19 protein-coding genes and 2 pseudogenes are annotated in these 21,204 nt (G+C 69.2%); 9 read left to right on the forward strand and 12 right to left on the reverse strand.

The features are described from left to right. Window positions 1-181: 181 nt before the first annotated feature. From ACFYZE_RS30705 to ACFYZE_RS30730, 6 genes are all read left to right on the forward strand, one after another. On the forward strand, window positions 182-1,408 hold the full coding sequence (locus ACFYZE_RS30705; protein WP_389001131.1) for an acyl-CoA dehydrogenase family protein: 1,227 nt from the start codon (window positions 182-184) through the stop codon (window positions 1,406-1,408). Window positions 1,409-1,413: 5 nt separating this feature from the next. Continuing rightward, window positions 1,414-2,646 carry a CaiB/BaiF CoA transferase family protein gene (locus ACFYZE_RS30710; RefSeq protein ID WP_389001134.1) on the forward strand — a complete coding sequence of 411 codons (1,233 nt, stop codon included), beginning with the start codon at window positions 1,414-1,416 and terminating at the stop codon, window positions 2,644-2,646. Then, complete coding sequence (locus ACFYZE_RS30715) at window positions 2,643-3,425, forward strand: crotonase/enoyl-CoA hydratase family protein (RefSeq protein WP_389001137.1); 783 nt, start codon at window positions 2,643-2,645, stop codon at window positions 3,423-3,425. Before ACFYZE_RS30710 ends, ACFYZE_RS30715 begins: the two co-directional genes overlap by 4 nt. 61 nt (window positions 3,426-3,486) lie before the next feature. Further along, window positions 3,487-4,473 carry a 3-hydroxyacyl-CoA dehydrogenase NAD-binding domain-containing protein gene (locus ACFYZE_RS30720; protein WP_389001140.1) on the forward strand — a complete coding sequence of 329 codons (987 nt, stop codon included), beginning with the start codon at window positions 3,487-3,489 and terminating at the stop codon, window positions 4,471-4,473. Next, window positions 4,470-5,375: a 3-hydroxyacyl-CoA dehydrogenase gene (locus tag ACFYZE_RS30725; RefSeq protein ID WP_389001143.1), complete on the forward strand. Its 906-nt coding sequence runs from the start codon at window positions 4,470-4,472 to the stop codon at window positions 5,373-5,375. Before ACFYZE_RS30720 ends, ACFYZE_RS30725 begins: the two co-directional genes overlap by 4 nt. 160 nt (window positions 5,376-5,535) lie before the next feature. Beyond that, window positions 5,536-5,925: a MarR family winged helix-turn-helix transcriptional regulator gene (locus ACFYZE_RS30730; protein WP_389001146.1), complete on the forward strand. Its 390-nt coding sequence runs from the start codon at window positions 5,536-5,538 to the stop codon at window positions 5,923-5,925. 99 nt (window positions 5,926-6,024) lie between these two features. On the opposite strand, the gene ACFYZE_RS30735 is transcribed toward ACFYZE_RS30730, so the two are convergent. From ACFYZE_RS30735 to ACFYZE_RS30745, 3 genes are all read right to left on the reverse strand, one after another. Next, complete coding sequence (locus tag ACFYZE_RS30735) at window positions 6,025-6,444, reverse strand: MarR family winged helix-turn-helix transcriptional regulator (protein ID WP_389001149.1); 420 nt, start codon at window positions 6,442-6,444, stop codon at window positions 6,025-6,027. 150 nt (window positions 6,445-6,594) lie between these two features. Beyond that, the gene (locus tag ACFYZE_RS30740) at window positions 6,595-7,089 is read right to left on the reverse strand and encodes a DoxX family protein (protein WP_389001152.1); all 495 of its coding nucleotides are present in this window, start codon (window positions 7,087-7,089) and stop codon (window positions 6,595-6,597) included. Between the two features lie 52 nt (window positions 7,090-7,141). Beyond that, on the reverse strand, window positions 7,142-9,031 hold the full coding sequence (locus ACFYZE_RS30745) for an amidohydrolase (protein ID WP_389001154.1): 1,890 nt from the start codon (window positions 9,029-9,031) through the stop codon (window positions 7,142-7,144). Between the two features lie 184 nt (window positions 9,032-9,215). Here ACFYZE_RS30745 and ACFYZE_RS30750 point away from each other — a divergent pair. Next, window positions 9,216-9,500, forward strand: a pseudogene (locus ACFYZE_RS30750) (protein phosphatase); the annotation flags it as partial. 387 nt (window positions 9,501-9,887) lie between these two features. Here the strand turns inward: ACFYZE_RS30750 and ACFYZE_RS30755 are convergent. The 9 genes and pseudogenes from ACFYZE_RS30755 to ACFYZE_RS30795 all read right to left on the reverse strand — a co-directional run. Next, window positions 9,888-9,974: pseudogene (locus tag ACFYZE_RS30755) on the reverse strand (hypothetical protein); the annotation flags it as partial. A 227-nt stretch (window positions 9,975-10,201) separates the two neighbouring features. Then, window positions 10,202-11,407, reverse strand: coding sequence for a PP2C family protein-serine/threonine phosphatase (locus ACFYZE_RS30760; RefSeq protein ID WP_389001157.1), 1,206 nt, complete (start codon window positions 11,405-11,407; stop codon window positions 10,202-10,204). A gap of 413 nt (window positions 11,408-11,820) precedes the next feature. Further along, window positions 11,821-12,237, reverse strand: a complete 417-nt coding sequence (locus tag ACFYZE_RS30765) for a YeeE/YedE thiosulfate transporter family protein (RefSeq protein ID WP_389001160.1) — start codon at window positions 12,235-12,237, stop codon at window positions 11,821-11,823. After that, complete coding sequence (locus tag ACFYZE_RS30770; RefSeq protein ID WP_389001163.1) at window positions 12,237-12,893, reverse strand: YeeE/YedE family protein; 657 nt, start codon at window positions 12,891-12,893, stop codon at window positions 12,237-12,239. Before ACFYZE_RS30770 ends, ACFYZE_RS30765 begins: the two co-directional genes overlap by 1 nt. Window positions 12,894-14,278: 1,385 nt before the next feature. Next, entirely contained in the window at window positions 14,279-15,061 is a 783-nt protein-coding gene (locus ACFYZE_RS30775) for a hypothetical protein (RefSeq protein ID WP_389001166.1), read from the reverse strand. Beyond that, window positions 15,058-15,669 (reverse strand): RNA polymerase sigma factor, encoded by a 612-nt coding sequence (locus tag ACFYZE_RS30780; protein WP_389001169.1) that lies wholly within the window; start codon window positions 15,667-15,669, stop codon window positions 15,058-15,060. The genes ACFYZE_RS30775 and ACFYZE_RS30780 overlap by 4 nt, the downstream gene beginning before the upstream one ends. Before the next feature lie 131 nt (window positions 15,670-15,800). Further along, complete coding sequence (locus tag ACFYZE_RS30785; RefSeq protein ID WP_389001172.1) at window positions 15,801-16,358, reverse strand: hypothetical protein; 558 nt, start codon at window positions 16,356-16,358, stop codon at window positions 15,801-15,803. A 112-nt stretch (window positions 16,359-16,470) separates the two neighbouring features. Next, the gene (locus ACFYZE_RS30790; RefSeq protein ID WP_389001175.1) at window positions 16,471-17,325 is read right to left on the reverse strand and encodes a hypothetical protein; all 855 of its coding nucleotides are present in this window, start codon (window positions 17,323-17,325) and stop codon (window positions 16,471-16,473) included. Window positions 17,326-17,706: 381 nt separating this feature from the next. Beyond that, a complete protein-coding gene (locus ACFYZE_RS30795; protein ID WP_389001178.1) occupies window positions 17,707-18,060 on the reverse strand; it encodes a hypothetical protein in 354 nt (117 codons plus the stop codon). 749 nt (window positions 18,061-18,809) lie between these two features. On the opposite strand from ACFYZE_RS30795, the gene ACFYZE_RS30800 reads away from it, so the two are divergent. Together ACFYZE_RS30800 and ACFYZE_RS30805 are read left to right on the forward strand one after the other, a co-directional pair. Continuing rightward, window positions 18,810-20,063 (forward strand): serine/threonine-protein kinase, encoded by a 1,254-nt coding sequence (locus ACFYZE_RS30800; RefSeq protein ID WP_389001181.1) that lies wholly within the window; start codon window positions 18,810-18,812, stop codon window positions 20,061-20,063. A 126-nt stretch (window positions 20,064-20,189) separates the two neighbouring features. Further along, the gene (locus tag ACFYZE_RS30805) at window positions 20,190-20,666 is read left to right on the forward strand and encodes an ATP-binding protein (RefSeq protein WP_389001184.1); all 477 of its coding nucleotides are present in this window, start codon (window positions 20,190-20,192) and stop codon (window positions 20,664-20,666) included. The last annotated feature ends 538 nt before the right edge of the window (window positions 20,667-21,204 follow it).

A 21,204-nucleotide genomic window follows, 5' to 3' on the forward strand; every position in this document is an offset into this window, starting at 1 on the left:
ACCGGGCTGCGTCGGGCCACTGGGGTGATAGACGGTGGCAATGGCACCCCGTGGCGGCGAGGGGCGGGGGAACCGGCCCCGACTCCTCGTTCAATCGAGGGAGGGAACCGATTCGCCGCGCAGAGGTGGCTCCAGAGCGCGGACCTGCGAGCCATGCCCACTGCGTTTGAGGGAGATTGCCATGAGCGGTACGACGACCTTGCCGACACCGTCTGGTCCCTACCTGGACGCAGGGCTGCTGCCCGCCGACTTCTACGCCTATGAGGAACTGCTGTCGGAGAAGGATCGGGGGAAGATCGCATCCCTGCGCGAATTCCTGCGCACTCAGGCCGCCCCGCTCGTCGACGACTACTGGGCCCGCGCCGAGTTCCCCTTCCAGCTGGTGGAGGGCTTCGGGAAGCTGGGCTTGATGGCATGGGCCGACCCCGACTCCCCGGAGTCCAGGCCGAGCAACCTCTTCTCGGGCTTCACCGCGCTGGAGCTCGCACACTTCGACGCGTCCTTGGCGACGTTCTTCGGCGTGCACACAGGTCTGGCCATGGGCACCATCCTCGCCTGCGGGTCCGACGAGCAGAAGCGGCGGTGGCTGCCGGCGATGAGCCGCTTCGAGAAGATCGGCGCCTTCGGGCTGACCGAGCCGCACGGCGGATCCGACGTGGCGGGTGGCCTGCGGACGACCGCGCGACGTGACGGCGACGGATGGATCCTCGACGGAGCCAAGCGATGGATCGGCAACGCGACGTTCGCCGACCTGGTCGTCATCTGGGCCCGCGATGTCGAGACGCAGCATGTGCTGGGATTCGTCGTGGAGAAGGACACCCCCGGGTTCACCGCGACGAAGATCGAGAAAAAGATGGCGCTGCGGATCGTGCAGAACGCCGACATCGTGCTCGACGGCTGCCGCGTCCCGGAGTCCAACCGGTTGCAGAACGCGAACTCCTTCAAGGACACCGCCAAGATCCTGCGCCAGACGCGCAGCGGCGTGGCGTGGCAGGCGGTGGGAGTGATGTTCGGCGCCTACGAGATCGCCCTGAGTTACGCGAAGGAGCGCGAGCAGTTCGGGCGCCCCATCGGAGGCTTCCAGCTCGTGCAGGACCTGCTGGTGAAGATGCTCGGCAACGCCACGGCATCCTGCGGGATGGTGACGCGACTGGCCCAGTTGCAGGACGCCGGGGTGTACCGGGACGAGCAGTCCGCGCTGGCGAAGGCCCACTGCACCGTGCGGATGCGCGAGAGCGTCGGGTGGGCGCGGGAGTTGATGGCCGGCAACGGAATCGTCCTCGACTACAAGATCGGTCGCTTCGTCGCCGACGCGGAGGCCATTTACTCGTACGAGGGCACACGGGAGATCCAGACCCTCATTGTCGGACGTGCCGTGACCGGCGGCCTGAGCGCCTTCGTGAGGTGACGACCATGACCACCGAATCCGTCTTCACCGGCTTGAAGGTCCTCGACGCGTCGAGCTTCATCGCGGGACCGGCCGCGGCCACCGTGCTCTCCGACTTCGGAGCGGACGTCATCAAGATCGAGCCACCGGGGAAGGGGGACCCCCAGCGGCGGCTCAGCTCCGTGCCGCCCAGCCCCCGGGCCGAGGCCAACTACAGCTGGCACCTCGCCAACCGCAACAAACGTGGCATGGTGCTCGACCTGAAGTCCCCGGCGGCCACCGAGGTTCTCAAGCGGCTCGTCCAGTGGGCCGACGTGGTGATCACCAACTTCCCGCACGGCACGCGCGAGAAGCTGCACCTCGGCTACGAGGAGGTCTCGGGCTGGAACCCGAGCGTCGTCTACGCCGACATCACGGGCTTCGGGGATGCCGGTCCCGACGCCGGACTGCCGGGATTCGACCTGACCGCCGCCTGGTCGCGCAGCGGGCTGCTGGCCTCCACCCGGGACGCGGGAGCACCGCCGACGGTGCCGGTCTGGGGCAGCGGTGACTACATGTCGGCGATCGCGATCTACGCCGCGATCGTGACCGCTCTGTACCGTCGCGAGCGGACGGGACAAGGGGCCAGCGTCGGGACGTCGCTGCTCGCCGCAGGCGTATGGGCGACGGGAACACTCGTGGCCGGCGCGCTCGCCGGCGGCACGCCGTTCGAGCTGCACGATCGGAAGGCACCGGCGAACCCCCTGATCAATCCCTACCGCACCGCGGACGACGAGTGGTTCATGCTGGTCGCCTCACCCCCGCACTGGCCGGGACTCACGCGGGCCATCGGGCATCCCGAGCTCCTCGAGGACCCCCGTTTCACCGGCATCGAGGGCTTCGTGAAGAACTCCGCCGCACTGACGGAACTGCTCGACGCAGAGTTCCGCTCTCGCCCGTTCGCCCACTGGAAGGACGCCCTGACCCGGGAACGCGTCACCTACAGCCTCATCCAGACACCCGAGGAGGCAGCGCAGGACCCGCAGCTGCGCGCGAACGACATCGTCGTGCCGCTGGCAGGGGTCAGCGGGCTGGAGTACACCATCAACAGCCCGGTCACTGTGCGAGGCGTCGAGAAAGTCCCGGCGAAGCGGGCCCCGGACCTGGGTGAGCACAACGACGGAATCCTCGCCGAGCTGGGGTTCGGCCCTGCCGACATCGCCGAACTGCGCGCCCAGGGAGCGATTCCCGGCCCGACGCAAGGGCAGGCGCCGCGATGAGCACGGCGCCCGAAGCGGCCGCCATGGTGCTGCACGAGCGCCGTGGCGGCGTGCTGACCCTCACCATCAACCGTCCGGCGCAGAAGAACGCCGTCGACCACGAGGTCGCGGTACAACTCGCGGCGGCCGTGGATCTGCTCGACGCGGACCCGGAACTCTCGGTCGGCGTCCTCACGGGCGCGGGCGGGGTGTTCAGCGCCGGCATGGACCTGAAAGCCTTCGCCAAGGGGGAGCTGCCGGTGCTCCCCGGCCGAGGATTCGGCGGGCTCACCCGCGCGGCGGTGCGCAAGCCGCTGATCGCCGCGGTAGAGGGCTGGGCGCTCGGCGGCGGCTTCGAGATGGTACTCGCCTGCGATCTGATCGTCGCCGCGGAGGACGCCCGGTTCGGGCTTCCCGAGACCACTCGTGGTCTCGTGGCGGCAGAGGGCGGACTGGTCCGGCTGCCGCGCCGCCTTCCGTACCACGTCGCCGCGCGCGTACTGCTCACCGGCGAACCGCTGACCGCCGCAGCAGCCAAGCAGTACGGGCTCGTCAACGAACTGACCCCGCCCGGCACCGCGTTGGCTGTGGCCCGGGAACTGGCGGAGCGCGTCGCGCGGAACGCACCGCTGGCGCTCGCAGCCGTCAAGGAGGTCCTGCGCGAAACCCAGGGCCTGAAAGAGAGCGACGCGTTCACACGCCAGGACGAGATCACCAGCGGGCTGGCCACCAGTGAGGACGCCAGGGAAGGCGCGCGGGCGTTCGCCGAGAAGCGCGCGCCCGTCTGGCACGGCCGTTGATACCGGTCACGTCAGCCCCCTACGTCCCCGTATCCGATTTTCTCAGGAGCAGTGACCAGTCATGAATGCGCACAGGCCTGTCCAGCGCGTGGCGATCGTGGGGACCGGCACGATCGGTGCGAGCTGGGCGACGCACTATCTCGTCCGCGGGTTCGACGTCACGGCGACCGATCCCGCCCCCACCGCGGAGACGGCTCTGCGGGCGTACGTGGAGGCGGCATGGGACACGGCCGCCTCGATCGGGCTCGCGCCCGGGGCTTCGCCCGACCGGCTGAGCTTTACCGCGGACTTGCGTCAGGCCGTCGCGGACGCCGACTTCGTCCAGGAGAACGCACCGGAGCGGCCGGAGCTCAAGGTGAAGCTGTTCGCCGACATCGACGAGGCCACGCCGCCTGACGCGATTCTCGCATCGAGTTCGTCGGGCATCACGATGAGCGTCATCCAGGCCGAGTGTCGGCGCCCGGAGCGGACCGTCATCGGGCATCCCTTCAACCCGCCGCACATCGTCCCTCTGGTCGAGGTCGTCGGCGGCACGAGGACCGATCCGGACACGGTCCGGGACGTCATGGCGTTCTACGCCGCGATCGGCAAGAAACCGGTCCACCTCAAGAAGGAACTTCCCGGGCACGTCGCCAACCGCATCCAGGCCGCCCTGTACCGCGAGGTGGTCTACCTGGTCCAGGAGGGCGTGCTCGACGTGGCCGACTCCGACGACGCGGTGTCCTGGGGCCCGGGGCTCAGATGGGGTGTCATGGGACCCCATCTGCTGTGGCATCTGGGCGGAGGAGAGGGCGGCATCCAGCACTTCATGGAGACGCTCATGCCGCGGATGGTGGCGTCCTGGCACGAGCTGGGCACCCCCGAGTTCACACCTGAGCTCCAGCAGACGATCGTGGCCGGTGTCCTCGATGAGGCGAACGGCCACTCGGTCGACGAGCTGGCCGACCATCGCGACGCGATGCTCTCGGCCCTGCTGGCCGTGCGCGCACGGCATGATTCCTCCGGCCCGGGGTCCACAGCCGACCCCGTGACACAGGAGGGGACATGACGCAGCGGCAGGAAAGACTGTTCGTACTCGAGGCCAGCGGTGGCGGCCGGCTGTTCCGCGTGAACCCCGATGGCTCGGGCAAGACGTTCCTCGTCACCGGGTGCAGAGTCCCTGACGGGGTGGCGGTCGATGTGGCGGCCGGGCACGTCTACTGGACGAACATGGGTGTGCCGGCGGAGAACGACGGGTCGATCGAGCGTGTGGATCTGGACGGAGGCAACCGGACGACGATCGTGCCGAGCGGCGTCACGCACACCCCGAAGCAGCTCCACTTCGAGGCGGTGGGCCGGAAGCTGTACTGGGGTGATCGTGAGGGCATGCGCGTGATGCGCTGCGAACTCGACGGCTCGAACGTCGAGACACTCGTGCAGACGGGACAGGGAGCCGACGACCGCGAGGACGAGAGAAGGTGGTGCGTGGGAGTCGCCGTCGACCCGGCCGGCGGACATCTCTACTGGTCCCAGAAGGGCCCGAGCGACGGGGGAGAGGGGAAGATCCTGCGGGCCGGAATCGACCTGCCCGACGGGCAGAGCGCGGCCGAACGCAGCGACATCGAAGTGCTCTTCGAAGGGCTACCAGAGCCGATCGACCTCGAACTCGACCACGCACAGCGCCTGTTGTACTGGACGGACCGCGGCGACCCGCCCCGGGGCAACACCGTGAACCGCGCACCCATGCACCCGCCGAACGCAGTACGTTCGCCCGAGATCCTCCTCACCCACCTGATGGAAGGCATCGGCATCACCCTCGACCCGGACGGCGGCCGTATGTACGTGACCGACCTGGGCGGCAGCGTCTACACCGCCGGCCTCGACGGATCGGACCGCAAGGAGATCCTCGTCGCACAGGGCAACCTCACCGGAATCGCCCATGCCGTGCTGGTGACCGGGAAAGGCGTCTGACCAAGTGCGTATGTCACACTTCCCATTTGGTTCAACATAAAATTACACTGAGAGCATTGAATCGGCCGGTGTTGACGCGCAGCACTCTGTGCGAGCCTTCAGTAGTGCGGCACGGTGGCTGACTGAGCAGGTCGGGCAGGAAATTCGACGTGAGACCGGCGTGTGGCAGATCCACTATGAGATGCTCTCTTGGCTGGCGGAAGCTCCTGAGGGGCAATTGGGCCTGACCAAGTTGGCCCGGCGGATGGGCATATCGACCAGCAGACTCTCTCATCTGGTGGACCGCACACGGGAGCACGGCTGGGTGGTGCGGGTACCGGATCCCGTCAGCCGCCGCATCGTCCTGGCGCGGTTGACCGGTGCGGGAAGAGATGCCTTGCGGGCCGCAGCTCCCCTTCAGCTCGCCTGCGTGCGCTCTCATTTCCTCGACCGTTTGACGCCTGCCCACGTTGAGCAATTGCGTGAGATCAGTGAGGCACTTATCGGGCCGGTGGACCACCACGACGAAGGCGTCGGTGCAGATTCGGAATACTCGGAACGGTCAGCCTGACGTCGCCTTCCTCCACCGCAACTCGGTAATTGTGCTTCACGCATGAGGAAGTGCATTCGCAGCCGACGTTTCAATCCTCGGACGCTCTGCGTGCCGAGGTCACTTCCCTGGATCGTCATTGGCGTCGCGCACCGCGCGCATGGCGTCGGCGAGCTTGCCCAACCCGTCGCGGCCGAGAGGGGCGAGGACTCGATCGCGCAGAATCCCCGTAACGGTCTCGGCTATGGCCCGGGCCGTGTCCTTGCCCAGGTCCGTCAGTTCGAGGTAGATGAGGCGCCGGTCTTCCGCACAGGTCATACGCCGAGTCAGACCGGCCGCGCAGAGCCGGTCGGCAAGCTTGGTGAACCCGCCACTGGACATGCGTGTCTCGTGTGCCAGGCGTGTCATCGGCATCCGGTTCCTGGGCGCGGTGAGCAAGCGCACCAGAACCTCGGCGGCGCCTTGGCGGAGGTTGAAGCGCTCGGCCAGTTCGCTCGCGAGAGAGTCCTGCGTGGCCTGGAAGCCCTGCATCACCAGCATCCACCCGTCGAGCAGCTCACGGTCGATGCTCTCTCCGCCACCACGGACGTCGCCACTGGCGGAGGGCGGCGTGGGCTCCGCCCTCCGCCGCCCTCTCGTCTCTCTCCATGCCAGTCTCAACGCGCCGGCGGCGCAGATGTTCCTGATGACTCAGACGGACAGGCCCGGCCGTGCCAGGACGGCGCGGGTCGTCAGCCCGCTGAGAATGCCGAGGCCGACGGCCGAGGCCGCCCACCAGGGGGCCCAGGGAAGGAGGCCGATGGCCTGGTCGACCGACCAGCGGCCGGGCCCGGTGAGCGTCAGCACGGTCGGCAGGACGGTCAGGACGAGTGGGTACTCGTAGCCGTCGTGCTGCACCCAGAGCCCGTTGCGCCACTTCACCGTGGCCGCGACCGTCATGACTCCCGCCGAGATGGTGGCCGCCAAAGGGGTGAGCGCTCCCGCGCTGAGCAGCAGACCTGCGGTGATCTGTCCGAGGCCCGCGGCGGCCGCAGTGAGCCGGCCGCCACGGAACCCGTCCGCTCGGAACTCCGCAGCTCCACCCTCGATCCCGTGGCCTCCCAGGCGGTGGCTGACCTTCTGGATCCCATGCCCGGCGAACAGCAGGCCGACGACCAGCCTCAGGATGAGCAGTCCGGTGTTCATCACACTCTCCTCGTGCGTGGTGGGTGGTGCGGTAGAGGTCGGGAGCGGTGCCTCAGAGCACGAAGCAGGTGTCGAAGATCTCGGTCGGAGCCTCCGGCGCGAAGCCGCGCTGGGCGCGCCAGTGCCGGTGCTGCTCGGACTCGGCGACGGCCTGGCCGAGCAGCTCCGCCTGTCGCGCGCCCGAGATACTGGGCTTGACGGTGGCCTGGTAGCCCCCGTAGTGGGCGACCGGACTCCAAGCCGGGCTGATCGCCGGTATCGCCTCGTCCAGACCTTCGTACTCGCCTGCGGCGTACACAATGCGTCCGCCGGTGACGGTCAGGAGGGACTCGATGTGCGGGATGTCCTGCTCCGGGACGGTGAAGAAGTCGTCGGAGAGGACGGCGAGGTCGCCGTAGAAGCCGGGCTTGAGGATGCCCTTGACATCCTGCTCACCGGTGAGCTCGGCGCCGGCCCGGGTGTACATGGTCAGTGCCGTCTCCCGGCTGACGCGGTTCTCCGGCGGGTAGATCGTCAGGTCGCCGATGGTCCGGCCGGAGACGAGCCAGTGCAGCGCGACCCACGGGTTGTAGGAGGACACCCGGGTGGCGTCCGTGCCGGCGCCGACGGTCAGGCCGCGCTCCAGCATGGCGCGCACCGGGGGTGCGTCCGCTGCGGCAGCGGCGCCGTAGCGGCGTACGAACGCCTCGCCCTGGAAGGACATGCGGTTCTGGACCGACATGGCGCCGCCCAGTGCCGCGACGCGGTCCAGGCTCTCGCCCGAGACGGTCTCCGCGTGGTCGAACAGCCAGCGGTTGCCGGCAGGGAAGAGGCCCTCGGCGGCGAGCTTCTCGAAGACCGCGAGGTCGCGGCGGATCGTCTCGTCGTAGGTGGCGTGCAGCCGGAAGCCCCAGCCGTTCTCCATCAGCAGCCGTACGGCCTTCTCGAAGTCGCCCTCGTAGCCCGCGGCCAGCTCGGGCCTGGGCTCGGTGAAGTTCTCGAAGTCGGCCGCCGACCAAGTCAGGTTCTCTCCGGCGCCGTTGAACCGGAGCCATGCGTCGCCGTCTCCGGGCTTGACCATGTCGATCCAGCGCTTGAGGTCGTCGATCTCCTGTCCCGGGGTCTGCGGGAAGAGGTGGTAGGCGATGCGCAGTGACAGCTGGCCGGCCTTGGCGAGGTCGATGACGGTGCCGTAGTTGTCGGGGAAGTTCTGGAAGCCGCCGGCCGCGTCGATGGCCGAGGTGAGACCGAATCGGTTCAGCTCGCGCAGGAAGTGGCGGGTGGAGGTCTTCAGGTCCTCGCCCTGCAGGGTCGGTGCCGCGGCGAGGGTGGAGTACAGGATCAGCGCGCTGGGGGCGGCCAGGAGCATGCCGGTCGGCTCCCCGTCACGGCCGCGCACGAGCTGGCCGCCCTTGGGGTCGGGCGTGGACTTGGTGTATCCCGCCGCCTTCAGCGCCGCGCGGTTCATCAGGGCGGACTGGTACAGGTGCAGCACGAACACCGGTGTGTCCGGAGCGGCCGCGTTCAGCTCGGCCAGGGTCGGCAGGCGCTTCTCGGCGAACTGGTCCGCCGACCATCCGCCGACCACCCTCACCCACTGCCCCTTGGGGGTGCGGGCGGCCTGCTCGCGCAGCATCGCCAGTGCCTGGCGCAGCGTCGGTACGCCGTCCCAGCGCAGTTCCAGGACATAGTTCAGGCCGCCGCGGATCACGTGCAGGTGGGAGTCGTTGAGGCCGGGCACGACCCGGCGGCCCAGCGCGTCGACCACTCGGGTCCGGCCGCTGATCAGTCGGGCGACGTCGTTGTCGTCACCGACCACGGTGACCTTGCCGTCCTTGATGGCGACGGCGCTGGCCTGGGGGTTCGTCGGGTCGCCGGTGTAGAGCTTGGCGTTGCGGATCACGAGGTCGGCGACGTGGTCGTCGTTGACAGGGGGGAGGCCAGCCACGGGCATAGTGGCCATGGAAATCATCTCCAGTGAGCAAGCCCAAAAAATGGGGGTGTGGGGGGTGAAGCGGCTGCTGGGGCCGCAGTGAGGGGGACTGACAGGCGGGCTTGAGTCAGCCCGCGGACGGGCCGCGTGGTACGGCCAGGACGGCGGCAGCGGTACCGAACGTGCTGGCCAGCAGAGGCCAGCCGAGCCCCGTGTGCTGCACGAGCAGGGCTCCGCCGAACGCGCCTGCCAGAACTTCGACGGAGTGCCTCATGACCGGCGGTTCGGGCGTCGCGTGGCGGATGTGAAGCCCGGTTTCGAAGCCGAGGCGCTTGAGGTGGTGATGCGGCAGGTGCTGGGAAGCGGCACCTCTGCGGGCCACGAGTTCCAGGGATGGCCGCCGACGGATCGACGCCGGGAGCACGCGTATTCGGTCTCGTTCTTCTGCCTGCAGGACGCGAGCGGCCAGGCACTTGGGGTGTGCTCCATGATCGTGGATGTCACCGGCAGCCAGCGGGTCCGAGAGCGTCTTGCCGTCCTCAGCGAGGCCAGCACGCGCATCGGCAGCACCCTCGATGTCATGCAGACCGGGCAGGAACTGGCCGACCTCGCCGTGTCCGTGCTGGCTGACTACGTCACCGTCGACCTGGCGGCAGAGCCCATCCCGTTTGGCGTAGAGCTCCCGGTAGACACCAGCCCCGACGGCGAGCGCCTGCCCGCCTTGCGTCGCGCTGGCGTGGCCTCCATCCGCCGAGGCGTCACCGCCTCCTCGACCCGGCGCCGGGCCCGGTGCGACGAGCGTGGGGCGGCTGCCCACCTCGGCCTCGCGGTTGACCTGCCGGTACCGGTCGACGCACAGCCGCATGGTCACCGTCGTCAGCCAGGCGCCGAGCCGCTCGTCGTCGAGGTCGGGGCGTTCCGCGGCCCGCAGCATCGCCTCGTGCGCGGCGTCCTCGGCGTCCTCCAGGCTCATCGAGCGGCGCCGGGGTGACTGCACGAGCTACGGAGGCTGATGGTTCGGCGTGACATCAGGGTGCGGGCATTCGCCGAACCCGGCGGCGGCCCGGGCCGCACCCTCGACGCCTCGATGCCCAGAGTGGCCTCGACCGCTGCAACACGCTCACCACGGTCCGCGCCACGGGCCGAAGGAGGGGGCCGCGCGCCTGAGGGCTCTGTGAGAGGGCGGGTTTTTAGGAGGGCTCAGGAAGGGGCCCCCGGAACCGGCTTTGAGGCGGAGTCGAGTCGACGGCGGCCGTCGAGGGGAGGGTGGCCCGTGATGTGCGGTCGGTGGAGGTGGTGGGCGCCGTAGCGTTCGATGGCCAGGAGAGCGGCGTCGTCTCCGGGTTCGTGGCCGACGTGGTTCAGCAGGTCGCGGTGGATGTGGCGTATCAGGGCTTCGGGTCCGGACGTGGGCGCGGAGGTGACGCGCTCGGTGAGGGGGTAGAAGGCTCCCTCGGGCGAGCGGGCTTCGATGACACCGTCGGTGTAGAGCAGCAGCGTGTCGCCGTCCTCGAACGTGAAGGGGTCGGCGCGGTGGCTGGGGGCGGGCAGTTCGCACATGCCCAAGGGGGGTACGGGGCGTCTCGCGTGCAGGACGGTGACCTGGCCGTCGTGCAGCAGGAGGGGCGGGGGGTGGCCCAAATTGACCATTTCGACCTGCGTGCCCTGGTCGGGGATGTCGAGCAGCAGGGCGGTGATGAAGTGCTCACCCGGATCGTTCTCGGTGTCGGCGGCGTCTTCCAGGCTTCTGCACACGCTCACCTCCAGGCCCGAGGCAAGTTCGGGCAGGGTGTCGTAGTGGTGCGCGCCCTCGCGGAACGCGCCCAGCACCATGGATGCCTCACCGATGGCGGCCAATCCCTTGCCCCGGACGTCGCCGATGATCACACGGGTCCCGCGCTCGGAGCGGGCGATCGCGAACAGGTCGCCGCCTATCCGGGTCTCGTCCTCGGCTGCAAGGTACAGCCACGCCACCCGCAGCGGCCCGATCCGGCGTCGCGGTGGCCGCAGCAGTACGAGCTGCGCCGTCTCGGCCACCGACCGTGCCCGGTTCAGCTCACGGCTGCGCCGCTCGCGCACGTGGCAGACGAAGACGACCAAGGCGGACAGCAGGGTCAAGGCGGCGATCTGTGAGAGGTGGTTGGGTGTGGTCAGTCCGCCGTGAAATACGCCGATGAGCACTTGGGCCGCCACGGCCAGTGCTCCGACGAGGGCGGTCAGTCGCGGCCCGGCCAGGGAAGCGGTCAGGGCCGGTGCGATGACCAGCAAGGGGCCCAGGTGGATGTCTGGCGGGGAATGGATGTCCACCACGGTGATCGCGACGATCAGCGCAAGGGGGATTGCCACCAGCCTGCGGCCCAGCTGCTGCTCCGGGAGGCGGTCCACCGGCACATGCCCCGCACCCATACATATCGGTATACACCCGGCTGTAGTGCATGTCCCACAGCGAGACTTCGCCTGACGCTTACGCCGCTTCGTGCTCCACTTCAGCCGAGGCCCGCAGGACTGGCATGGCGATGGGCACTCCCGTCGGCCCGGCGTCTGGACGATGCCCACCACCTGCCGGTGCCGGCCGACCTCGGGGATGCCTGGCGCGCCTCGCCGCCATGCCTGGGCGGCCTTCGGGCCGTCCCAGAGTTTCCCGTGGGCCTTGTCCGGACGCTCTGCGACGACGCGGAGCGGCCCGGTACCCCGCGCGGCCCCACTGCCCGACCGGCCCGGCTCCGGCTGCGCCTGCGGAGAGTCGGCGGTTTGCGCTCATCATGTGCGTTCATCAAAGGAGGGCCGCTTCTCAGACGGGGCGTGTCGGTGAGCCCTGGTTACAGACCGCAGGAGCCGCGGTCGAGGTGGAAGTAGCGGGCGTTGGCCCAGCGGCACAGCCGGATGCCGACGGTGACGCCGACGATGGTGACCAGGGCGGGCAGGTATCCGCCGGCGACCTGGACGATCGGGATTGCCGGGCACCCTCCGGAGATCGCCCAGCCCGTACCGAACAGCACTGCGCCGGGGACCACGCCGGCGTGGATGCGCCCCGGGGTGCGGCGGACGCGTAGCAGAGCGAATGCGCACACGATGATCGCGACGGCACCGGCGAAGGAGAGGAGCATGCGCAGGTCCTGGAAGGTGAACATGCGGTTCAGCTCGTTGTAGTCGCCGAAGCCGATGTTGGAGACGGTGAAGCCGAGGGTGAGGCCGGTGATGATGTTGGCCAGCAGTATCGCGCCCCGAGTACGCATCAGATCACCTTCCACAGCAGGAACGACACCGCGACGGCGGTGCCGAAGAACACGGCGGTCGCGACCAGGCTGGCCGGGCGCAGACGGCCGCAGCCGTTGAGTCCGTGGCCGGAGCTGCACCCACCGGCCAGCCGCGTGCCGAAGCCGACCAGCACGCCTCCGACGAACAGCAGGACGGTCATGGCGGTCGGATTCGCGGTGACCACGTTCCGGAATCCCGGGCCCATGTCGAAGCGGAGGTGGAACCGCCCGGAGGTGAGCGCGGCGATCAGTCCGCCGAAGAAGATGGAGAGCAACAGGGCAGCCTGGGTCACCAGCGGGGCGGGGCCCGGGCTCGTGGCCGAGGTGTTCTCACTCAGCGTCGGTTCGGCGTCCGTTTCGAGCGGTTGTGACGTCCCGTACGGAGCCAGCGGCGCGGTGGGCGCGGCGGGGCCCGGGCCGAAGTGCTCGGCCGTAGCCGCGGCGAGAGCGTCAGCCAGAGCGCGCTCGTCGGTGAACTCCTCGTCCATCCGCTCCAGGCGGCGCTCCCTGCGCCAGTGCAAGACGCGGTCCCACGCGGACGACACCCCGAAAGACCGGTCTGTGGCGAGGGTGTAGTTGATGGTGATCAGAGCGAGCCCGGCAGCGCCGGCCCACCAGGGCCAGTAGCCACTCATGCGGGGCCTCCCATCCATTCGGTGAATCGAGCCCACCAGCCGCGCTTCGAGCCGGGCGCTTGTCCCGCGTGTCGAGATGAGCGGTCCGGAGACTGGGGAAAAGGCGGGGTCGATGACGGTCGGTAATGCGAGACCGGAATCGTCGGAGATACCGCCCCGAACCGAGCCATGGTCTCCGGTGCTGCGGTCACGTGGCCCAGCCGGTGCCGGCTGCGACCAGGACGCGTTCTCCGGCGGCCAGGGATTGTGCTGGGGTGGAGGGGCCTGCTGGGGTCCCTGCTCCGGGCCGGCGGCACCGGACCGGTCCTGGCCGGTGGCCGCGTCTTCAAGGTGTCGCGCGCGGGCTCCGTTGGGCAGCAGGCTGATCGGCACACGCTCGCCGGTGAGTGACACCTGGTAGCGCGCACAGCCGAGCCACCGGTCCTCGCTGTCGCAGTAGTAGTCGCGCCAACCTTGCAAACTCGCCCTGAGCAAGGGGAAGAGGGGACATCCTGCGGCGTGCGAGCAACTCACGTTGCTCCCTTCTGACCGGCGCACATCACCCGTTCCGTGAGGGCGGTTGCCGTTCTCGGTCTCCTGCCCTCGCCGCGCCCGGGTCGACGATCTCAAAAGGCGCGATGATGGCCTGTCACGATGCGGAGTAGTGACTTCCTTTCTCGACCGGGCGAGATGGAACCATTGTTTTGGTGTCCCGAGCAACCTCAAGGGGATTCCGGCCGTGACCGCTTGACATAGCTGAGTGAGAGATGCCACGCGAGATCGGGGCGTGATGCATCCCCATGGTCGTCTCTCCTGCGGGCGGGAGTTAGTTGTTCGTGGAGACGGTGCATGTATGGGGGTGCTTGTGGCGGAAATGTGAATTCGACTGTGACGAAACTGTTGATATTACTGGGGCGTTAATGAGGGCGTCGATGAAGGGAAATCATGTGCCGACGTGCTGTCTGCCAGTCATGCCGGAAGGTGACCTATGAGGGTTGCGGGAGACACGTGGAGGAAGTGCTCGCCGCTCTGCCAACGGCTCAGCGGTGCATGTGTGAGTCGGCGGAGCGCGAGCCTGTACGCACAGGGGTACCGGTGACTCGAACGGTGCCGGAACCGGTCCGACCGGGCCGATCGAAGGACGGCTGGTGGACCCGGCTCATCGCGTGGATGAAAAGTCCAGCATGAAGTAGGTAGAGGCAGAGCGCTGCGCTCGCTGGACGGGTGAGGAGAATCGAACTCGCGCTCTCAACTTGATGGGCCCTCTCCGCTTTGACGGACATCGGAGATCTGGGGCTTCGGCCCCGGAAGGACGATGTCCATCACGGAGGCATGAAGAAGCCGCGTCCTCGCCGCTCGTTCGCGCCGGAGTTCAAGACCGACAGCCGCCTCGGATCGGGCGCTGCCTAGGGCCGGTGGGACGGCCCCTTCGATGGCTTGGTCTCGGTGCTCGGCTTGCCCTGGCCTGTGCCCGTCTTGTTCGCGTTCTTCGTCTTGCCGGCCTTCTTGGCCTTCATCGCCTTCGTCGGCGCCGGGGTGGTGTCGTCCGCCGGTCCAGTCAACTGGGCGCAGTACCCCGCGACCTGTTGTTCACCGCCCGCGGCGCGGACCAGGCGTTGCCATGCCGTGGCGCTCAGCGCATGGCCACGGCCCTTGATCCGTTCATAGGCACGGCAGTGGGCCTCGATGTCCTTTGCGGTGCCGGGGTGAGAGGGGGCGGCGGTCGGCGCTGTCCCTGGCCCGGTGGACGGGGAGCCCTGTTCGCCAAGGGCGGGTCTGGGCGGCCGAAGCGAGCTGTGACTGGTGCCGGCCTTGGGAGCGTGGTGTTGTGCGCTGTCGACCACGCCGATGGAGGCGACGGCGATACCGCCCAGCAGGGTGCTGGCCGCGAGGGCGAGGGCGCCTCCGCGCGCCCAACGTTGTTTTCGCGTCTTCGGGCGCCAGTCATCCCGGCGTCGCGTGCGTACGACACCGTCGCTCGCTGTACGTGCGCTGCGGAAGGCGGCAAGGGCGGCCTGTTCCGCACGGCCGTCCACGGGCTGCTGACGCAGCGCCTCACCGATCCGCTCGGCGATGTCGTCCAGGCCGAACGCACCGTCGTGTTCGGTCGCGGGGCCGAGGTGTGGGGCAGCTTCGGGCCGGTGAGCCTCGCCGCTCAACTGTTCGTCTCCGTTTCGGTGGATGCTCATCCCGGTTCCCCCAGCGAGCGCACGACATTGTGTGTCACATCGCTGGTGTCCAGCAGACGGGCGAGGCTCCTCAGGCCACGACGCTCCAGGACCCGTACGACAAGGACGGGCCTGCTCATGACCCGGGCGACCGCGGGTTCGTCGAGGCGTATGACATGGCGGAGGAGGACCGCCTCGGCCTGGGGGTGGGGCAGCCGGGCGACCAGGGCCTGGGCCGTCTCGGCCGACAGCAGGGCTCTTGGCGGTGAAGGGTCGTCAGTGCGGTCTCCGGTCACGGGCGCCCTGGTGCCTGCCGAATTGTGTGGTGCGCCGTGACGCCGGAGGTGGCCGCGTGTGTGGCGCCGGGCGATGCTCGCCGTCCAGCCGCGGAATCCGTGTCCGTCGCCACGAAAACGTGGCAGCTCGCGTGCGATCTCCCGCCAGACGGCGGCGGCCACGTCCTTGGCGCCCTCGCCCAGGAGCCCGCGCAGGTATGCGTGCAGGCCGGGCTGGACCGAGCGGTACAGAACCGAGAACGCCGCCTCGTCACCGTCCTGGGCCTGTGCAACTGCCGTGCTCAGCGCCAGATCATCGGCCGACGCGCCCTGCACACGCCCTTTCTTTTGCACGATCGATCCGTCCCCACTGGCCGAGCAACGCCCCGGAGCGTACGACACGTCACACCGGCCTCCCAAATAATCAGTGGATATTCCACACAACGGTCCCGCGCCACCGCGACCGGGCCTGCCAGCACCCTGTGTCAGCCTCGGCGTTCCGTGTCGTCGTCAGGGGCGGCCCAGGAGGGCCGGGCCGGGGAGGTCGCCCGCCGTGGTCGCCGGGCGGGGCCGGGGTGCGAGCGGAGAGCGGGGGTGGCGGCCGGTCGCGGCGGACCGGATGCGGGCCGGGGAGTGAGCTGCCCTGGGCCGGCGGGTGACGAGCCGCGTGGTGGCGTGAAGCGGGCCACCTCGCTCGGGGGCATGCCGAGCAGACGCCCGGCGTCACCCTGGCTCACGTGGAGCTTGTCCACGAGCTCGTGAACAGCGGCGGCGATCGCCTGATTCTCGGCGGCGACCGCGGCCGCACGGCGACGTTGCGCTTCGGTCACCGAGGCCAGCACGGGTGCGAGTTCAGGCACCAGAATGTCCAGCACGATCGCGTCCGGAGGGACTCCGACGGCGTCGGCGACGAGGCCACGCGCCAGGTCCTCCACTCTTTCAAGGGTGTGGCACTGGCTGTGGAGGTCGAGGCGGGGGATGTCGACGGCCCACCATCGGTCGATACGGCGCAGCAGGACTTGGAATGCGCAGCGGGGACTCATGGGCTCTGCGTCCTCTCCCTTCCGTCGGCCGGGGCCGGTTGCTCACGGGCTGACACATGGCTCGCGAACTCCGCTCCCTCGTCCCGCCGGGAACGGCTGGGTGCAGGCGTGGTCAGCCCAGGCACATGCCGAGCAGGCAGACCTCCGTCGGCGACGTCGACGCCCGTGAGGGGCTGGTGGTCTGGGACGTGCCCGGCTTCGTGCTGTCGCCTGTCGCGGGCACCGGCCGCTGTTGTGTCGTCGTACCGGAGCGGTCGGGGGTCGTGTTGCCGACGGCCGACGCGGTGCTCTGCGGCTGCGGGGTCGCCGTCGCGGCCGGGCGGGCAGGAGCCACGGCGTCCGGCCGGGCGATCGGTGACGTCGCGCGGGGCGTTGCCGCCAGGGACGGCTGCTGCGGTGCGTTGGTCGTCGGCAGCTGCGGCTGGGACGGGGCGTGTGACGACCGGTGGGAGTGTTGAGCGGTCGCTGGTGCGGCGGCCGGAGGGCTCTGCTGGGGAGTCTGCTCCTGGACGGCGCTCGTCCTCGGGTCGTCCGGCGCCACGGCTGCCTGTGCCCGGTCGGTGGAGTGCCGGTCCATCATGGCGATGCTCAGGCCGCCTCCGACGAGTGCGACAGCGCTCGCGACCGCCGCCCGCCGCTTGTTCTTCCTCCAGCCGGCCAGCCGACGACGGCGTACCGCACGCCCCGGCCGCAGGGGCGGCAGGTCCGCGTTGTCGGCGGCGACGTGCGGGTCCACGTCAAGGGCAGCGCGGGACTCCGCCTCGCCGTCCGGGAGGCTGTCGTGCCATGTGACGGAGGCCGCGGGGTCCCGGTGGGCCGTTGTGGCTGGTCCGGCGCTCGTCATCGCCGAGGCCGAGCCGCTGTGACCGTCCATGGCGGGCGGGGCGATGTCCGGGGCGTAGGCGCCGCACCCGGGGCACACCAGTGCGCCGTTGAGGTGCCGACGGCATGAGGAGCAGTAATCCATCTGCGCTTTCTGGTCTTCCTGGTTCGACGTGCCGTCGGCCTGTCCGGGGGCACGGCTTGGTCCTTGGGTGAGGACGGGGATACGCGGACGCACCCCCCCGAGGCCCATCCCTACGGCGGCGACCCGCGCCACTCCGGCTGACCAGCCGCAGCGGATCCGGCGCTGTCGTCCCGACGACGAGCTTGCTGACCCGCATCCCGCCCCGTCAGCGATTCCGCTGCCCGGTACTGCGTGTGTTTCGCGGCGAGTTGGGCTTCCGCGACGACGTCACCGCGCTCGCGTATCAGGTCCTCATAGATCGGCAAGCGATCGTTTCCAGTGGAGCTGTGTGTCATGGTTCGGCCCACTTTCATGGCGATCAACAAAGAGGCCGGTCCGCTGTCAGGCGCGGTTGAGCCGGGCAGCGATCCCGTGCCCGATCAACAAATAGATGACGGCGGGGAGACCGTAATTGAGGACGATGCGTAGCGCCTCCGTGTCCATCGTGAAAATGTCCTGTGACCACCAGGACAGCCAGTCCGCTGTGCCCCGCACGAATTCGACGAATACGTTCGCGCGGTTCGCGTCGAGCAGGAACAGCAGGATCCACAGGCCCAGCAGGCCCGCCGCGATGTCGGCGATCGTGCAGATGGTGATGGCCGTACGCCGCGTGGTGGCCTGGCGGTGCAGAGAGCGGTCCGGGTCCGGCGGCTCGTTGTATGCCTGGTATCCGGGAATCGGGTCGATGTTTCTCACAGGGATATCCGATCTGACGTAGTGCCGTATCTGCATGCTCGTGCCAGGGCACCCGGATTCAGTCGGTCGGTACCCCGCTTCTCCCCACTTCTGCGTTCCGCACGCGCTGCAGCGTTACACCGAGGTCTGCGATGTCCCAAATATGGCTGCCTATACGGGCACTCACCTGCATGTTCACATGCCATGGCAAATTTCCGGACGGAATGGGGGAGTGTGATTGCATGCTGCCGCAGTCGCCGGCCGCTGGTGTTCGCGTAATGCGTGATCGGATTATTAAGGAGGTCAGGGTGTTCCTTCACAGAGTTGTCGGTCTCGCAACCATTTCCCTTCCTTCGTGACACTCCTGACCTGTGGCGCGCTGTTGGAAGTGACCCCGGTGGGGTCATGGCGCCCATCCTCCGGGGGGAGGCTTTGGAGGCGCCGATGTGCTGGGGCAGGTTCGGTTCCCCCGTGCCGGGCCTGCCCCGCTCATCCAGCTCGGGAGCTGTGTGGGGCTGGGGGCCCCAGGGGTGTGACGGCCCGTCACTCCGGTGCGCTGTAGGAGTGGGCCTAGGGACCCAGGGGCCACGTGGCACCCGCTCGTCCCTATTCGGAGCGGGTGGTCGCGCAGTGGGGGATAGGCAGGTGAATCCCCTGTCGCCTGCCTGCCCCCTGCGCACCCCGGCGCCTGGTCCGTGCGGGAGTGTGCGTCGGCCTGGGCAACCGGGACCCGAACGCCCGCAAACCGAACTATCGGGCCCGGGGGAACTATGAGCAACGCGATGATCGGGGTGGGTGTGCAGGCTGTGCTGGCGGACCGCTATGAGTTGCAGGAGCTGCTGGGACGCGGCGCGATGGGCGAGGTGTGGCGGGCCTGCGACCACCTCCTCGGGAGGCTCGTGGCGGTCAAACTGCTGCGTGCCGAGGAGGCAGCGGACGCCGAGCGTTTCCGCCTGGAGGCGCAGATCGCGGCCCGGCTCAACCACCCGAACGTCGTGGGCATGTACGACTTCGGCGCGCACGATGACCGGCCCCACCTGGTCATGGAACTCGTCGACGGCTGGAACCTGGCCCAGGAACGCTCCCTGCGCGGCGCCCTGCCCTGGGCCGAGGCGGCGGCCATCACGGCCCAGGCGGCCTCCGGCCTCGCTGCGGCACACCAGGAGGGAGTGGTCCACCGGGACGTCAAACCGGCCAACGTGATGCTGACCACCGACCGCACGGTGAAGATCACCGACTTCGGCATCGCACGCTTCGCCGAGGAGGCCGCCAGCAGCCTGACCGCCACGGGCAAGATCATCGGTACCGCCGACTACCTCGCTCCGGAACGCGCGTTGGGCCGTCCCGCGCAGCCCGCGTCCGACGTCTACTCCCTCGGTTGCGTCCTGTACGAACTGCTCACCGGGCGGCCTCCGTTCAGCGGAGCCACGTCACTGGCCGTGGTCCAGCAGCACGTCAGTGCCACACCGGCACCGCCCGACCGCCTGCGCCCGGGCATACCGCAGCCGCTCTCCGACTACGTGCTGGGCATGCTCGCGAAGGACCCGGCCCGACGGCCCACCGCCGAGCAGGCAGCCGCCTGGCTGGCCGCGCGGAACGGGACACCACGACCGACCGAGCGCGACGGCACCACCCTCATGCCCACTCCGGCCATTCCACCGCCTCCGGCCCCGCACTCCGGTGAATCCCGCGCCGGCACGCACTCCCGCCCCAGCGGCCGCCGCAAACTGGCCCCCAAAGCCGTCCTCGCCGGCGCCGGCCTCGCCCTGTTCGCCGGAGCAACGGCCCTCGGCTCCTCGCTCAATTCCGGCGCCACGACGCCTGCGTCTCCGGCCTCTGCCTCACCCACGCGCATCGCATCGACACCCGCCGGTCGGACCCCGGCCACGACGCCATCGCCTACCCCTCCGTCCGCCGCGACGTCACCCGGGCCGGAGCACGGCGGCGACAAGGGCGGCGAGTGGTCAGGCAAGCACGGCGACGGGAAAGGAGGAAAAGGACGGCAACGGCACTCCGGCGACTGAGCCGCTGACAGACGCCGCGTACAACCGTCACCGCACCCAACCAGGTTCGCCTGCGTGAGGGCTGCGGTGAAGATTCGGGGGTATAGGGTGCGCGACTAGTGGTGCTTCGGATCTTAGGCTGAACGTATGGAGCTGCCTGGGCGGGAGGAGGATCCACAGCCGCTCGTGGACCGTCGGGTCTCGGCGTCCGCTGCATTCGAGGGGACTGAGGAGATCGCCGAGGGCCGGGATCTGGCCCGAGCCTTCCTGGCTGATGTGCAAGCGGTGCACGGACTGCCGGTTTCAAGCCGTGCGATGGGCATGGTGCAGTTGGTCGTCAGCGAGCTGGTGACCAACGCCCACAAATACGCTCCCGGCCCGTGCCTGCTGACGTTGGAGGTCATCGAGGGCTGCGTGGAGGTGACAGTGTGGGACAGCGAGCCGCGCCTGCCGGTCGCCCGCGCTGCTGACCCGAGCCGGGTGGGGCAGCACGGACTGGAGATCGTCATGGCTGTCTGCCGGAGCTTCGAGATGCATCGAGAGCCGGTGGGCAAGCGGATCACCGCTACCGTCGTGTTGGCCGATGATCCCGGCGGGGCAGTGGTCGGCCGCCAGATCCTCTGAGGTCCGTGTGCATGCGGGTGCTTCTACAGATCCTCGTGGCCACGACGCCATGCCAATGCAGGTGTTGTGGGGCTGCCGCGGTGAGCGAGTGAACCGCCGGTGGCGCTGACGTGTCCGCGGTAGCGCCGCGTACTGGTGGACGAACCTCATCTTGCGGCAGCTCGCCCCGCTGTTCGGGACGACGGCACTGACAGCGACCAGTAGGGCTTCGGCCTTGGTCCGCCGGCTGGCGAGCGGCCACCGCGCCGCCGTGTTTGGTGAAGTGAGCGGCGCCCACGCTCGCCCCTCCCGGCCAGGCCGCGCCGGTCGCCCCCCGATCCGTCGCACACCCCAGGCGTGACCACCCGGCCCCCGAGTGCGCGATGCCGGCACTGCCGGCACTACCCGGGCCCCCACGGGGCCGGCTGCGGGCAGCGCCCGTGCAGTGCGGCGCGTTCGTCGCGCCTGGAGCCCTAGGCTTCTGCTGTGGCAACAAGGGATCACGTTCTTCGGCTCGTCCGGAAGATGCGGTCGCCGGCCGTCGGCACTACTGATGACC

Source organism: Streptomyces sp. NPDC001796, from assembly GCF_042892355.1.
Taxonomy (GTDB): Bacteria; Actinomycetota; Actinomycetes; order Streptomycetales; family Streptomycetaceae; genus Streptomyces.